This is a genomic window from Brevibacillus parabrevis, assembly GCF_003710905.1.
GTDB lineage: Bacteria > Bacillota > Bacilli > Brevibacillales > Brevibacillaceae > Brevibacillus > Brevibacillus parabrevis.
Genome location: NZ_RHHV01000014.1, coordinates 66,354 through 81,060, shown reverse-complemented (window position 1 = coordinate 81,060; position 14,707 = coordinate 66,354). Strand labels below are relative to the sequence as shown.

The window sequence follows — 14,707 nt, the reverse complement described above, 5'->3', positions numbered from 1 at the left end:
CCGTATGGAGAAGGGCTTATGCTAGTACGCCCTTTTACGCCCGAATTACCGCGCGATCCGGGCTACATCCACCCGCCCGGAGAAAAATGTCGCTCCACCGCCCATGTCGGCAATCCGATCCGGGGTCAACGCGTTTACGTAATGTTTGGACTCCGGTCCATCCGCCCACAAGCCTTGGCTGACAACCACTCCCGGCAGCACATTTTCCCCAACAGAGACAATCAGTTCGCACTCTCCGCGGTCATTCCAGACACGGACGGTATCCCCATCCTCAATCCCGACCTGTTGGGCATCCGCCCGGTTCATGTGCAGCTTCGGTATTTTTTCCATCTTTATATGCTTCTCGTTGTTGGAAAACGTCGAGTTCAAAAAGTTATGGTTCGGCCCGGGCACGAACTGATACGGATAATCGCCGTCTTTTGCGAGCGGCGAGTAGGTCGGCAACGGCGGATACCCTCTGTCCGCCATCGTCTGCGAGTACAGCTCGATTTTTCCGCTCGGCGTGGAGAGGCGGCCCGTAAAGTACGAGTCGACCTTGGCTTTGCGGTAGTTGTGCTCCACCAGCGACTCGAAGGTGATATCTTCCATATGCGGATTGCCGTGCCCTTCCAGCGCCTGGCGAATCATGTCTTCGTCGGAATCGCGGAAGGCAGGTTCATCATAGCCCATGGCGGCTGCCAACAACCGGAACAGCTCCGTATTGGACTTGCTCTCTTCATACGGGGCGAGGACGGGCTGTTGCAACTGGATGTAATGGTGCCAGTAGCTCGTGTAGAAGTCCATGTTTTCGTAGGAAGACGTGGCGGGCAAAACGATATCCGCATACTTGGCTGTCTCGGTCAAAAACAGATCGTGCACGACCGTGAACAAATCTTCTCTTGCCAGCCCTTGTCTGACCTTGTTGCCTTCCGGTGCGACAAGAGCCGGGTTGCTCGTGTACACAAACAGCGACTTCACGGGAGGCTGTACTTCAAGCAGCACCTTGCCCAGTTCATTCATGTTGATGACTCTCGTGTTTTTGTTCGCTAACAAGTCGGGCCGTTGCACGGCCGTTTTGTTGTGTTCCAAAAAGCCTTTGTTCCCTTTGATCGCGCCGCCGCCCCGGACCAGCCACTGTCCGGTGAGCGCCGGCAGACAGGAAATCGCCCGGACGCACATTCCTCCGTTGTCATGATGCTGGATGCCGTTGCCAATGCGAATAAACGAAGGCGACGTCTCCCCATACCATCTCGCCAGCTTGTAAATATCGTCAACCGGAACGCCTGTAATGGCAGAGACTGTTGCCGGATCGTATGCCTTCACATGCTCTCGCAATTCTTCGTGTCCAACCGTATACGATTGCAAAAAGGCGGAATCAACCAAGTTTTCTGCAAACAACACATGCATCAGTCCCAAGGCCAGCGCCGTGTCCGTGCCCGGCAAGATCGGAATGAACCAGTCGGCCCAACGCCCTGTCTGGTTTTTGTGCACGTCGATGACGACGATCTTCGCGCCATTTTTCCGGGCTTGTTCAGCCAGGACTACCTGGTGCATGTTCGTGCTGACCGTGTTGATCCCCCACATGATCATCAGCTTGGCGTGAACGGTATCCTCCGGGTCGGTCCCGAAAGCTCCTCCCATCGTGTAGTTGTAGCCAACTCCGCCAGCACTGTTGCAAATCGTCCGGTCAAGCTGGCTCGCTCCCATCCGGTGGAAAAAGCGCCGATCCATTCCCTCCACATTGATTCTGCCCATGTTCCCGTAAAAGCTGTACGGCAAAATCGCCTCCGGTCCGTCTGTGGCAATCAGGCTGCGCCAGCGGGAGACGATCGTATCGATGGCTTCCTCCCAGCTGATGCGGACAAATTCGCCGCTGCCTTTTTTCCCGACCCGCTTGAGCGGATAGGCCAGACGCTTGGGATCATTCAATCGCGCCGCCATGTTGCGCACTTTGTTGCAAATGTTTCCTTTTGTCACAGGATGATTCGGATCGCCTACTACTTTGACCAGCTTGCCATCCTGCTTGTGAAGCAACAACCCGCATTGATCCGGGCAATCCAGCGAACAAACGGCTGGAAAAATCCCATTTTCCTCTGTCGTGAAGCTCACGGTCGATCCCTCTTTCGTCTGCGCTTTTTTCCTTCAATCCCTCACCCGAGCCTTTTTCCGTGTAAGCAGATCGAGAAACATACCTTTATCTTATCACAGAAGGTTGTCTTTTGCTCCTCCAAAGCACACTTGCCGCTGTGCCGCGCTTGCTTTTTGGCATGCAAAAAGACCGCCCTCGCATGAAGGCGGTCTTTGCTTTTTAACCGGAACGTCGCCAAAGCTTGGCGCCTCCCGGTATTCCAATCATATCCAGCAGGAAATGCTGTAAGCCAGGTTCTGTCTCTCCCGTGCTTCAAACGGGCCAAGCCCTCGCACCAAGAGCGGTAGCCATCTATCTATGGCATCCAAAGATGCCATCCGTCCCTTCCGTTTGGTTCCTTCAGGACGGTTCCCCTACCAAATTTGGGTTTCTCGCTCGCAGGGTTTACCGCGTTCCATCTTTTCTGTCGCCAGAAAAGCTACGTTTCTGTGGCACTTTCAGCGTACTCGGGCCTCAGAGAGAGCCCTTTCCACGCCGTCAGCAAAGCTTGCGCCTCACTGCCCTGGCTTGCGCCAGGTACGAACACTCCAAGCATCTCAGCTTGGGCGAGCCTGGACTTTCCTCTACCGCCAACCGCCGAAGCGATTGCGGCAGCGACTACCCACATTTCCCGCATTCACGAATCAGTACTACATACTCTATCACATGCGCCGTTTGCGGTCAACTAACAGAAGCTGGAATGTTCGCATTCGATCCAATCGCAAACCTGTAGTACAATAGAGAGGCTACAAGGAGGGTTGATTGTGATAAACATTACCTCGCAGGCGGCAGCGCGCCTTGCCCTGATGATTGCGGAAGAACACGACGCAGACAAGCTCGGAATCAAGCTTGTTCCAACCACGACCGGATGCGGCAGCTTCACCTACAGCATTGCCATTACCGAAGCGGACAAGCGCGACCAGATTGAGGAAATCAACAGCATCCGCTTCTTCTATCAACCGCAAGATGTGGACAAGCTGATCGGCACCGTCATTGACTGCGACCCTGTCACGGGGCGATTCTCGATTCATCATCCCCGTCCGCAAGAAAACAGCTGCACGCTTACTCACTGACCAGGAGGTTTTTATGCTACTGCTTCCCTTTGAAAACATCAAGCCTAACATTCATCCCAGCGTTTTTCTGGCCAAAGGCTCTGTCGTAACAGGCGACGTTGAGATTGGCGAAGACTCTTCCATTTGGTACAACACCGTAATTCGCGGTGACATCGCGCCAACCGTGATCGGCAAACGGGTGAGCGTGCAGGACAACAGCACCTTGCACCAAAGCCCGAACAATCCGCTGATCCTCGAAGATGAAGTCACCGTCGGGCACAATGCCGTCCTGCACAGCTGCGTGGTGCGCCGCGGCGCGTTAATCGGGATGGGAGCGATCATTTTGGACCGGGCCGAAATCGGCGAAGAGGCGATGGTCGCCGCCGGAGCGCTGGTTCCTCCGGGAATGAAAGTGCCACCGCGCACGCTCGTCGTCGGCAATCCCGCGAAAGTAAAGCGCGAGCTGACCGAAGCCGACTTCAAGGAACTGGTGCGCATTCGCCAGTCCTATGTGGACAAAGGAAAAACGTACCGCCAGCTGGAAGAAAACCCGCTGGAGAGATAAAGCGAAAGGTCGAGGACAATGCGTATGCCCTCGACCTTTTTTATTTTGCAAATCGCCCCATCACGATCGTGCTGTAATAGTTGCCGTCTGATAACAGCTTGTCCTGTTTCAGCACGCCCTCTGTCTCAAAGCCAAGCCGTTGATACAGCTCAATCGCCTTTTCATTCGTCTCCAGAACTTGCAGCGTCATTTTTTTCACGCCATGTTCATCTGCCCAGGCGATCGATTCTTGAAGCAGCTGCTTCCCGATGCCGTATCCCCAATATTCCTGCAAAACGCCTACGCCAAATTCAACCCGGTGCGCCAGTCGCTTGAGCGAGCTTCCTTGACAGCGCGAAAAGGCAACGATGCGACCATTCGCCACCGCGACCAGGAACAGATTGCGCTCACTTTCCGAGTCAGCCCGGATCAATTCGCGAAAGGCAGCTTCATCCAGAAACCCCTCGCCTCGCTCTCTGTCCATATTTTCCGTTTCCCCATCGATTTGCAGTCGTACGGCTACCAGCTCGCTCGCGTCTTCCTCTTGAGCCGAACGAAGCGTATAAGCGAGTCCTTTTCCAGCAAAATCTCGCGGTGCTATTTTCATATCCCTCTGCCTCCTTCGTTGTCGTGACCCAAAAAGCCCCCTTTGCCCAGGAGGCTTGTTGCTTCTCACTTCTCTTTCCTTCTCATGCCGAGTGCTGCCGTTCCATATCGCGTATGTGCTCAAACAGCATGTAGGAGCGAATAGCCGTCTCCAGATGCAGCCGATCCGGCTCTTTCGTCGTAAAATACTTTTGGAAAAAGGCCGAGAGCTTGTAAACAACTCCGCAATATTTGCGCACGTAGCGATCTCCGAACATTCCTACCAAAAGTCCGCCGACGCCGCAGACGATGCTCCACTCCATCGGCAAAAACCAGACAGAGAGCAGAAAGCCAACGAAAAACCAGACGACCAGATTAGTCGAGCAACCGTCATTGACGATGTCAGCCTTGGCAATTTGCGGCAAGGCGGCCAGCGATTTTCTGCCGGAATAGCTGAATACTTTATGTTCTGCACCGTGAAACTTTTTCATCATTTTTGGAAAAACAAAGTGAAAGCCGCCGATATAGACAGCCACCCACATCGGGTCTACGACTGCCCAGGCCGGATGCACCAGAGCCGCCACTACATAGCAGGCGAGGAGCAAGTGAAAAAGCTGATAATACCAGGGAAAGGAGAAAAAAATACGATACCATAGCTTTCCAATCGTTTTGAGTGTGATTTTTTCCGCCCACATGTGGATAACGCCGTCTTTTACTTCCGCACAAGCCAGCACATTGCGATCGTGAAAAAGCACACCGCGCCCAAAAGACATCCCCATAATCATGTCGTTAGCTATTCTCCTTCCGCTCTAATGTCGTTATAATAGGTTGAGTTGTACGCAGAATGAAGGAGGTTTCCACAATTGATCCGCATGGTTCCAACAACACCACTAACACCGATACACGATCCATGGGAGCCGTTGTTTAATGCGACACCCCCCGCCTATAAATTGACCAGCGTCGAGTTTACTGTAACGAATCTGTGCAATCTCCGCTGCGAGCATTGTGCGGTTGGCGATACATTGCGATATAAAGACGATCCCGCTCTGCCTGTCGATCTCATCCTTCGTCGCCTGGACGAAGCCAAAGATTTGCTTACGCTAAGTATAACAGGCGGAGAACCGATGTACAGCGAACGAACTGTCAAGGAAGTCATCCAGCCCATCCTGCGCTACGCGGCGGATCGCGGGCTGCGAACCCAGATCAACTCCAACATGTCCATGCCCTTTTCCCGCTACGAACTGGTTTTGCCTTACATAGATGTCATGCATATTTCCTGGAACTGGTCTACCCCGGAGGAGTTTCATGATATTGTTTACGCAAAAGCCAGGCAGCCGGTTTCAGGCAAACAGGCAGAAGTGCAGTTTGAGCGGATGATGGACAACGCGCGCAAGCTCGCGGAGGCAGGCGTGTTTGTCTCGGCGGAGACGATGCTCAATCATCGCACCTGGCCCAAGCTGGAGACGCTCCATCGGCAAATCCAGGAAATGGGCAGCCGCAGGCACGAAGTGCACCCGATGTACGCGAGTGACTTTGCCCGCGATCTCGACGTGCTTTCTCTCGATGAGCTGCGCCAGGCCATTCACCGGATGCTCGATGTCCGTAACGAAGATTTGTGGATGCTGTTCGGCACGCTGCCGTTTTTCGCTTGCAGTGCGGACGAAGCAGACAGGGCGTTGATCCAGCGGCTCCGTACGGCGAAAAATGTCACGACCCGCAACGATCCGGATGGTCGGAATCGCTTGAATATCAACATTTTTACGGGCGACGTGATCGTGACAGACTTCGGAGACGTGGAACCGCTCGGCAATATTCAAAAAGACGAGCTGCAACGCATGTTTGACTCTTGGCAGGGGCATTCCATGAACCAGAATATCAACTGCTTCTGTCCAGCGGCCAAATGCGCAGGGCCAAACCTGCTCGTTGCCAACACTTACTACCCGGAGACGAATTTCACGATGCGCAAGGCACTCGTCTAGTTGGGCACGCTAAGACGAGAGGTGATGATCCATGAGCAGACGAAAACGTCCTCTCGTCCCGGGTGCCCAAGAAGGGCTGGATGCGTTGAAAGCACGAGTCGCCCATGTCGCTGACCCGAACCAGGCCAAGTACGAAGTGGCATCCGAGCTTCACGTCCCTTTGCAGCGCGGATACAACGGCCAGCTCACTTCGCACGATGCAGGCCGGATCGGCGGCAGACTGGGCGGCAGCATGGTCAAAGAAATGGTGCGGATGGCTGCGCAAGCGATGAATCCAAAATCATAACAGTCTCACGCTTTGGGAACCCTGCCTTTTGATGAAATCAAGCGACGGGGTTCTTTTTTTCGATTAGCCGCGCCTTGCCCAAAAGCAGACTCGCAGCCAGGCTGATGAGGATCAGGAACATCCCGGAGAAAAACACTCCGTGCAAAGCCTCGCTGAATACTTGTTTACAAAAAAAACCGCCCCGAGATTGGAGGCGGTTTTTTTGCTGTCCAGCTTCATAGCTGGTCGTCATCTGAGTTTGTCGAGTTTTTTCGCACTCGGCTTCCGGGGCCCGAGCATCGTCTTGCTGATGCTGTTCACTTTGTGGAAGGAATCGAAGACTTGGTCGATCACTTCTACCAGCTCCCGAATTTGCACCACTTTCCCATAGACGCCCATGAAATGGTGTCTGACGTTTTTACCGTTGAAAAACCCTAGCATGGCCGCACCTCCTCGTAATCCTCTAGTACCACCTTATGCAGATCGGGGCCAAGAGGAAATGGCGAAGCGGGAATTTTCTTTGCCCCTTGCAAAGAAAGGATAGCCGGGCTATTTGTTCAATCAACGCGGACGCGGGGTCGCAGTTGGTCTAGGTGTCGGTCTGACGGTTGGTGTCGGCGGAGGTGCCGGGACAATTCGCTCCAGACGGGTTACGCGGGCTTCCAGGCGGTTCATGCGCGTCTCCAGGCGATCTACCCGATCGTCGAGCTTGGTATAATCGTCGCGCAACGCGTCCACCCGGTTTTCCACGCGAGTCAGTCTCCGCTCGACATCGCTTGTGGGGGCAGGTGTTGTACTGACGGGGATGTACAAGTTTTGACCCACGTAAATGTAGTACGGATAGGCAATGTTGTTCACTCGGATCAATTCCTGTACCGGCACGCCAAAGCGGGCCGCGATACTGTTCAATGTATCTCCCGCACGAACTGTGTAGTTCACGAATCTCACTCCTCCTATCGTTTCTTTGTTCGTTACTAACCTATGCCCGCCCGCAAGCAACGGAAATAAACCAATACCTATCTTTGCGAAAATGGTCATTCACCCAGTATATTCGCCGTGACAGGCTCGAAAAATCGCGGCAAAGGCTAAAGGCAGCCAGAGCCAAAAGCTCGGCGTACAGCGTACAGTCACGGCAAAAAAAGCAAAAAGCCCCCAGCGCACAATGCGGCGCCAGAGGCTTTTTTGGCTATCTCGTTATTCTTATTTGAATACCGGTTCGGCAAATTGCGCCAATTTTTCCAGAGACGATTGCTCGACATCTGCGTGCAGGCTGTTTCCGTGCGAATCCATCGTGACAATCGCGGCGAAGCCTTTTACGCGCAAGTGCCACATCGCTTCCGGGATTCCAAATTCCATGAAGTCCACGCCTTCGACTTTTTCCAAGCACTCCGCATAATATTGCGCGGCACCGCCGATGGCATTCAGGTACACAGCGCCATGCTCATTCAACGCTTTCAACGTTTTTGCGCCCATTCCGCCTTTTCCGATAACAGCGCGGATTCCGAATTTCTTGATAATGTCACCCTGGTATGGCTCCTCGCGGATGGAGGTTGTCGGGCCAGCCGCTTTTACATGCCACTCGCCTGCTTCGTCTTTCAGCATTACCGGACCGCAATGGTAAATAATGCCTCCATTGAGGTCGACCGGACAGTCATGGTCCATCAGGTAGCTGTGCAAAGCGTCGCGGCCTGTGTGCATTTCCCCGTTGATGATGACCACGTCGCCCACTTTCAGGCTGCGGATTTGTTCCTCGGAAATCGGCGCTTGGAGCACAACCTCGCGGCGCTCTTCTGCCGCTTCGCTCGCAGCTGCGGTCGGAGCCAGATCCATTGCCACAGCTTCATCTTTGTACAGATAGCGCAAAATTTCGCCTGTTTCTGCATGCAGACGAACCCCTTGACGGCGGAATGCCCAGCAGTTGTAGGCGACGGAAACGAAAAAGCTTGCTGGCAGGCGATTTTCCACGCCCACCTTACAGCCGAGCAAAGTGGAGTTTCCGCCGAAGCCCATCGTACCGATGCCCAGTTGATTGGCTGCTTCCATAATGTAGTTTTCCAGGGCAGCCAACTCCGGATTTGGATTGACATCGTCCACAGAACGGAACAGTTGATGCTTCGCCAGCGCATAGCCGGAGGTGCGATCGCCACCGATTCCTACGCCGATGAAGCCGGCGCTACAGCCTTGGCCTTGGGCTTGGTAAACAGCATGCAGGATGCACTTGCGCACGCCATCTAGGTTGCGGCCTGCTTTGCCCAGACCTTCCAGCTCACAGGGGAGGGAATATTGGATGTTCTTGTTCTCACAGCCGCCGCCTTTCAAGATCAGCTTGATTTCAACTTCATCCTCTTCCCATTGCTCGAAGTGAATGACAGGCGTACCTGGCCCCAGGTTGTCGCCGCTGTTTGCCCCTGTCAAAGAATCAACGGAGTTCGGACGCAGCTTGCCTGTTTTGGTCGCCTCTACAATCGCTTCCTTGATCGCTTTTTTGATCGTGAGCTGGTTAACGCCAATCGGAGTTTTCACTTCAAATGTCGGCATTCCCGTATCTTGGCAGATCGGAGAAACATTTTCTTCTGCCATGACGACGTTTTGCGCGATGGTGGACAAAGACAGTGCTGCCCGTGTTCCGAGATCTTCTTTTACCTTGGCAGCATTGACGGCGCGACGCACGTCTGGCGGCAAGTTCGTAGAAGTATCCGTGATCAGTTCCAGAATGCTTTGCTTCAAGTTTTCCATCTAAGACGCCCCTTTTGACGTAAGTGTGAATGGTAGCTTAAACCGCCTATTATTATAGCACACGCTCTCCCCCCTGTCCGTACACCGCTGGGCAAAGACTTCATCATCCGTGAAACGTTCTTGCCTTTTGCCACGTCTTACTACTGAATCCACATCCTGACCAGATAGAGAAACGGGGGATTGAAAATGAAGAGAAAAGCAGCCGGGCTGCTCGCGACAGTCATCGTGCTTTGCGCCATGCCGCTCTTGTTCCCGGCAGGCACGCTCCACGAGCCGACAGTGACTGCGGCCGCAGAAAAAGACGGATTGCCACTCGTCGGCAGCTACGGGCAATTGAAAAAGCTGCTCAAAGCAACGGAGTACAACTACGCCATCGCAGAATCGGCTTTAAGCATGCCAACAGCAGCCCCGATGTCGAAAGCGGTTGCGGACAATGCAGCAGCAGGTGCATCCCGCGATTTTTCGACGACGAACACGCAGGTACAAGGCGTAGATGAAGCCGACATCGTCAAAACCGACGGAACCTACCTGTACCAGTCGACGAACCGGGAAGTGCGAATCGTCAAGGCTTACCCTGCAACCGAGATGCATGTCGTGAGCAGAATCGGCTACGAAAACGGTTTGTTCACCCCGCTGGAAATGTTCGTCGACGACCGCAGGCTGATCGTGATCGGCCAGGCGAATGAAAGCGTCGAAATGGCCCCCCTCCCTGCTTCCAAGCGCGGCATTCCGTACTATCAAAACAATCAACTGGTCAAAGCGTTTGTCTACGACATTGCGGACAAAGCGCATCCTCGCCTGATCCGGCAGCTGGATGTGGAAGGCCAGTATTTGTCTTCCCGCAAAATCGGCGGCAGCTTGTACCTGACAGCGAACCGCTACATCGACACGTACCGGATTTTGCAGGAAAACAATGAACTGCCCGGCCCTGCCTATCGCGACAGCGCTTCGGGCGACAAGTTCCTGACAGTCCCGTATGACGACATCCGCTATTTTCCCGAAAACGTGCAGCCGAGTTACTTGATGGTCGCAGGCGTCAATCTCGACGATCCGAAGCAAAAAATGTCGCTGTCCGCCTATTTGGGGGCAGGCGAGAACATTTACGCCTCGCCAACGAGTCTGTATGTTGCCGTGACCGAACAAAAAGTGCTGCCGACGAAAATGAAGCAAGGAGAGTCAATCGCCCCTAGCTTCACTCCGCCGCCCATGCAAACCGACACGACCATCTATCGCTTTGGCATGAACAAAGGGGAAGTGACCTACGCAGCAAAAGGCAGCGTGCCGGGGCGCATCCTCAACCAGTTTTCCATGGATGAGTACGACGGCTATTTCCGGCTCGCGACGACGAGCGGGAACATTTGGCGCACCGATGAAAACACTTCGCAAAACAACGTCTACGTCCTCGACAGCAAGCTCGATCTGCACGGCAAGCTGGAAGGCGTCGCGCCTACCGAACGAATCTACTCGGTCCGGTTCATGGGCAAGCGCGCCTACATGGTCACTTTCAGAAACGTAGACCCGCTGTTTGTACTTGATTTGTCGAAGCCCGCAGCACCCCGCATTTTGGGAGCGCTAAAAATTCCCGGCTACAGCGACTACTTGCACCCGTACGACGAGAATCACATTATCGGGTTTGGCAAGGAAGCCGAATCTGACAAGGACAGAGCCTATTACCAAGGGATGAAAATCGCGCTGTTCGATGTCAGCGACGTCAGCAAGCCAAAAGAAAAGTTCAAAACCGTGATTGGCGACCGAGGCACCGATTCCGAGCTTCTGTACAATCACAAGGCGCTGCTTTTCTCCAAAGAAAAGGAACTGCTCGCTTTCCCTGTCACTGTCTTTGAATTAACGGAGGAGCAAAAGCAAAGCCCGGACATACGCGATTACGGCCACTTCACCTTCCAGGGCGCCTACGTCTATCATCTCGATTTGGCCAAAGGCTTCACGTTGACCGACAAGATCACGCACCTGAGCCAAGAAGATTTGAACAAAGCTGGAGAAGGCTGGTACGAAAACAGCAAAAACATCAAACGCATCCTGACGATTGACCGCACGCTGTACACCGTCTCGGACGACATCCTCAAAACCCAGCAGCTTGACGGGTCAAAAGCAGGGCGGACACTCACTCTGACGAAATAAAGGGAATGGTCTGTCACCCGGACAGGTTCTGTGCTAAGATGGGGTAATAGAGGCAGCGCAAAAAGAGAGGGTGTCACTACGTGGAGTATTTGAGTCTTAATTTGGCCTCGACACTGGCGGGTTTGGCAGCCGTGCTGTTGGTCATGTTCATTCGCCTGCACTGGCCCTTCCGTTTTCAATATATGGCGAATTTGTACAAACGCCGTTTGGATGTTCGGCTTAGCTGGTTGGAGGCTTCCTACCGAAAAAACCGTTCGCGTGCAGTAGCCATGCTGGATAAATCGACTCATGAAATTATGATTGGCAATTACGAACTGGCTGAAAAATATATTGTTTCCGGCATCAATGTGTGCAAGGAACGCCCTTCTTTGTTCAACCAAGCGATGATTCACTACTTGTTCTACAATTTGGCGGTCGTGTATTACTCTTCCGGCCGATACAACGAATCGCTCGAAGTGGCTTTCCGCATTTACCAGCGCGACCAGGGAATGACCGATTCTTTGGCGCTCATCGCCTGCTCGCACGCCAGACTGGGCGAAATCGAAAGCGCGCTGGAAGCGTACCAGTTGATCGCCAGCAAGCGCTCCGCCAAGGAATGGAAGCTGTTTTGCTTGGCTGAAATCGAGGCGGCCAAAGGGAATTACGAACACGCTTTGACCTATCTTCGCCAGCTGCTGGACAAATCGGCCAGCTCCTTGCACTTCAACCGTTCCGAGCTGGAAAAACGCCTGGAAGAGTGGCAAAAGGCATCGACCCACGTCAGCTAAACACTCCTTGCCGTTGCATGAATTTTACCAAACACCGCACATGATTCAGGTGTGCGGTTTTCTATTGCCGCCTTTTCGCCCCAAGCTCTAGGCATGGTTGGCAGGCAAATGTGGGATTCTCGTAAAAAGTCGTTCCATTTTTCCCCCGCATCGCTGCTCTATACTATTTTCACATAGGTACGCCAGAAAGAGAGGTTTCTTTATGAAAAAGTTTGATGTTTCCATCCTGACTGTAGCCGTGCTCCTGACCGGGCTGGCAGTCATCGGAGTGTCCCAAGCAAAAGATTCCGCTGCACTCGATACAAATGCAGTAGCCAAGATCGGCAACGTCTCCATCTCGCAACACGAACTGTACGAGCAGATGAAAAAAGAGTCCGGCGCAAGTGTCATGTCCGATCTGGTCGCCATCGAGCTGTGCCGACAGGAAGGCGCCGCACAAGGCATTACCGTATCCGAGCAGGAGGTTGACGCAAAAGTCAATCCGATCAAGGACAAGCTGAAAACGCCGGAAAAATTCCAACAATACTTGAAGGAAAAAAACTTTACGAACGAAAAAGAGCTGCGCGAACGTATCAAAATGATTTTGCTGCGCGACAAGCTGCTTGAAAAAGCGTATCCGGTGACAGACGAGCAAATCAAGGAATACTACGAGAAGAACAAGGAAAAACTCGGAAAATCGCTGGAAGAAGCCCGTCCAGAGATTGCCGAGAAGCTGCAAGAGCGGAACAAGCGCAAAAACGTCGACGAGTGGATCACTCAACTCAAGAAAAAATACAATGTGCAAATTTCCGACCCTGTCCTGATCGAACCGGAGCAAGAATAGTTCCCATACGCCAATCGGGATAGCAAAAAGACTTGTGTCGCCTCCTGGCTTCACAAGTCTTTTTGCACGTCTTCGCTTCCGACCATTACGTGCGGAGCACCCCAATCAGCTCGTGCAAGTAATCCGCAATCTCCCCTTGCAAAATCGGGCCGTGTCCGGTCGCCAAAAATTCAATCGGCCAATCCAGCAAGGCTTCGAGACTTTCTACATATTCAGGAACGCGATCCGGTTCTTCCCCTGCCCATGTTTTGAGCTGCTGCCTATATGCGGCCCGGCATTCGCTTTCCTTCCCGATCACTTCGCCCAGCTCGGTTTTCTCAAAGCAAATATGATCGCCGACAAAGCAAATTTTGCTCTGCGGGTCAAAAAAAGCGACAGAGCCTTCCGTATGAAAGGCCAGCTGACGAAATCGCAAGGACGGCAAATCTCCTCCGCTCCCCGTGAAGGTGTGTCCGAACAGCGTCTGCGAAAAATCGTCCAGTTCGTAGTAATCGTCCAGATGAATCCAGTTGTTGCGAGACGGGAACATGTCGGCATTCCCGATATGGTCAGCGTGTCGATGCGTAAAGTACACGTAGTCAATCCGCTCAGGCTTGGCGCCAATTCCCTCCAATGCCTGTTGAAAATACGCCCGTTGCTTCCGCTGATGGGAGTCAATCAGTACAAACGAGTCACCTTGTTTGATCACATAACTGTTCACGTAGCTGTTCCATGCGTCCTCATAAGTGATGATCGCCCAGGTGGAGTCTGTGATTGGCGCAATCGCGTTGTTCATGCTTCCATCTCTCCTCTCCTCCCAGTTTTTTATTCCTATTGATATTATTATACACAATGATACACGACATTGCCGATCCTTGCCAAATGATGGACTGCTAACGCACAGACGCCTCTTCTCCCAGGCTGACCCAGGAGCGTCCCTGGGAACGGGCGATGTTGACAGGAACGCCGAAAAAGCGGGTCAACCCTTCGGCTGTCAATACCTCATCGGTTCGTCCAGCCCGCTCTACCTCACCTGATTTCAACAGCAGCGTGTGAGTAAAGCACGGCAAAATCTCCTCGATGTGATGGGTGACGTACAAAAGCGTCGGTCCCTCCGGCTGTTTGGCAATCTGCTCAATCATCGACAAAAGCTGCTCTCTGGAGAGCAAATCAAGCCCCGTACATGGCTCATCCAGAATCAAGAGACGCGGAGATGCCATCAGTGCCCGCGAAATCAAAATCTTTTGCCGCTCGCCCTGGGACAGCGCACCGAACGGCCTGTCCTTCAGCTCGGCGCAGCCAAACGTCTCCAGCAGCTCTTGCGCTTTTTGCACATCTGCCTCACTCGGAACAGAGTACAAGCCGATCGTCGCTTCCCGCCCGCTCAAAATCACGCGAAAAGCCGTTTCGTGTTCGTGGAGCTGCGCGATCAAGGCCGTGCTTACCCAGCCAATCGATTTTCGCACCTCTCGCAAATCAACCGTCCCGTACAAATCGCCGAGAACGCTTACTTGTCCTTTCGTCGGCCATGTGTACCCGCAGATGATTTTCAACAAGCTTGTCTTGCCGGAACCGTTCAAGCCGACAAGACACCAATGTTCGTTTTCTTGCACTTGCCAATCAATGTTTTTCAAGATCGTTGTGTCGTCCCGCTGCCAGGTGACCTGATTTACGTCAATGATCATGTGCTGCCTCCACTCTCTCTTTTTGTCGTATGCCGTAATCTTTCTG

General features: G+C 53.2%; 15 protein-coding genes and 1 other RNA gene. 7 read left to right on the top strand and 9 right to left on the bottom strand.

Annotation, left to right across the window (positions count from 1 at the left end):
- Nucleotides 1–45: 45 nt before the first annotated feature.
- The gene (locus EDM60_RS20885; protein ID WP_122965697.1) at nt 46–2,088 is read right to left on the bottom strand and encodes a molybdopterin-containing oxidoreductase family protein; all 2,043 of its coding nucleotides are present in this window, start codon (nt 2,086–2,088) and stop codon (nt 46–48) included.
- A gap of 260 nt (nt 2,089–2,348) precedes the next feature.
- Nucleotides 2,349–2,737: RNase P RNA component class B (gene rnpB, locus EDM60_RS20880), an RNA gene on the bottom strand.
- 134 nt (nt 2,738–2,871) lie between these two features.
- Here rnpB and EDM60_RS20875 point away from each other — a divergent pair.
- The gene (locus EDM60_RS20875) at nt 2,872–3,180 is read left to right on the top strand and encodes an iron-sulfur cluster biosynthesis family protein (RefSeq protein ID WP_122965696.1); all 309 of its coding nucleotides are present in this window, start codon (nt 2,872–2,874) and stop codon (nt 3,178–3,180) included.
- A gap of 13 nt (nt 3,181–3,193) precedes the next feature.
- Nucleotides 3,194–3,724 (top strand): gamma carbonic anhydrase, encoded by a 531-nt coding sequence (locus tag EDM60_RS20870; protein WP_122965695.1) that lies wholly within the window; start codon nt 3,194–3,196, stop codon nt 3,722–3,724.
- A gap of 40 nt (nt 3,725–3,764) precedes the next feature.
- Here the strand turns inward: EDM60_RS20870 and EDM60_RS20865 are convergent, their stop codons facing one another.
- Both EDM60_RS20865 and EDM60_RS20860 read right to left on the bottom strand, forming a co-directional pair.
- Nucleotides 3,765–4,310: a GNAT family N-acetyltransferase gene (locus EDM60_RS20865; protein ID WP_122965694.1), complete on the bottom strand. Its 546-nt coding sequence runs from the start codon at nt 4,308–4,310 to the stop codon at nt 3,765–3,767.
- Nucleotides 4,311–4,392: 82 nt separating this feature from the next.
- Nucleotides 4,393–5,073 (bottom strand): DUF1385 domain-containing protein, encoded by a 681-nt coding sequence (locus tag EDM60_RS20860; RefSeq protein WP_122965693.1) that lies wholly within the window; start codon nt 5,071–5,073, stop codon nt 4,393–4,395.
- A gap of 78 nt (nt 5,074–5,151) precedes the next feature.
- Here EDM60_RS20860 and yfkAB point away from each other — a divergent pair, with 78 nt between their 5' ends.
- Both yfkAB and EDM60_RS20850 read left to right on the top strand, forming a co-directional pair.
- Entirely contained in the window at nt 5,152–6,267 is a 1,116-nt protein-coding gene (gene yfkAB / locus EDM60_RS20855; protein ID WP_122965692.1) for a radical SAM/CxCxxxxC motif protein YfkAB, read from the top strand.
- A gap of 31 nt (nt 6,268–6,298) precedes the next feature.
- Complete coding sequence (locus EDM60_RS20850) at nt 6,299–6,553, top strand: alpha/beta-type small acid-soluble spore protein (protein ID WP_122965691.1); 255 nt, start codon at nt 6,299–6,301, stop codon at nt 6,551–6,553.
- 228 nt (nt 6,554–6,781) lie between these two features.
- On the opposite strand, the gene EDM60_RS20840 is transcribed toward EDM60_RS20850, so the two are convergent.
- The 3 genes from EDM60_RS20840 to EDM60_RS20830 form a co-directional block, all read right to left on the bottom strand.
- Complete coding sequence (locus EDM60_RS20840; RefSeq protein ID WP_063227780.1) at nt 6,782–6,973, bottom strand: hypothetical protein; 192 nt, start codon at nt 6,971–6,973, stop codon at nt 6,782–6,784.
- A 120-nt stretch (nt 6,974–7,093) separates the two neighbouring features.
- Complete coding sequence (locus EDM60_RS20835) at nt 7,094–7,471, bottom strand: LysM peptidoglycan-binding domain-containing protein (RefSeq protein WP_122965689.1); 378 nt, start codon at nt 7,469–7,471, stop codon at nt 7,094–7,096.
- Between the two features lie 261 nt (nt 7,472–7,732).
- Nucleotides 7,733–9,268 (bottom strand): fumarate hydratase, encoded by a 1,536-nt coding sequence (locus tag EDM60_RS20830; protein WP_122965688.1) that lies wholly within the window; start codon nt 9,266–9,268, stop codon nt 7,733–7,735.
- A 186-nt stretch (nt 9,269–9,454) separates the two neighbouring features.
- Between EDM60_RS20830 and EDM60_RS20825 the strand changes: the two genes are divergently transcribed.
- The 3 genes from EDM60_RS20825 (at nt 9,455) to EDM60_RS20815 (ending at nt 12,997) form a co-directional block, all read left to right on the top strand.
- Nucleotides 9,455–11,407 (top strand): beta-propeller domain-containing protein, encoded by a 1,953-nt coding sequence (locus tag EDM60_RS20825; RefSeq protein WP_122965687.1) that lies wholly within the window; start codon nt 9,455–9,457, stop codon nt 11,405–11,407.
- An 80-nt stretch (nt 11,408–11,487) separates the two neighbouring features.
- Nucleotides 11,488–12,174 carry a tetratricopeptide repeat protein gene (locus EDM60_RS20820; RefSeq protein WP_122965686.1) on the top strand — a complete coding sequence of 229 codons (687 nt, stop codon included), beginning with the start codon at nt 11,488–11,490 and terminating at the stop codon, nt 12,172–12,174.
- A gap of 202 nt (nt 12,175–12,376) precedes the next feature.
- Nucleotides 12,377–12,997 carry a peptidylprolyl isomerase gene (locus tag EDM60_RS20815; protein WP_122965685.1) on the top strand — a complete coding sequence of 207 codons (621 nt, stop codon included), beginning with the start codon at nt 12,377–12,379 and terminating at the stop codon, nt 12,995–12,997.
- Nucleotides 12,998–13,082: 85 nt separating this feature from the next.
- Here EDM60_RS20815 and EDM60_RS20810 read toward each other — a convergent pair whose 3' ends face one another.
- Nucleotides 13,083–13,772 (bottom strand): MBL fold metallo-hydrolase, encoded by a 690-nt coding sequence (locus tag EDM60_RS20810; RefSeq protein WP_122965684.1) that lies wholly within the window; start codon nt 13,770–13,772, stop codon nt 13,083–13,085.
- 97 nt (nt 13,773–13,869) lie between these two features.
- Nucleotides 13,870–14,661 carry an ABC transporter ATP-binding protein gene (locus EDM60_RS20805; RefSeq protein WP_122965683.1) on the bottom strand — a complete coding sequence of 264 codons (792 nt, stop codon included), beginning with the start codon at nt 14,659–14,661 and terminating at the stop codon, nt 13,870–13,872.
- Nucleotides 14,662–14,707 lie beyond the last annotated feature (46 nt).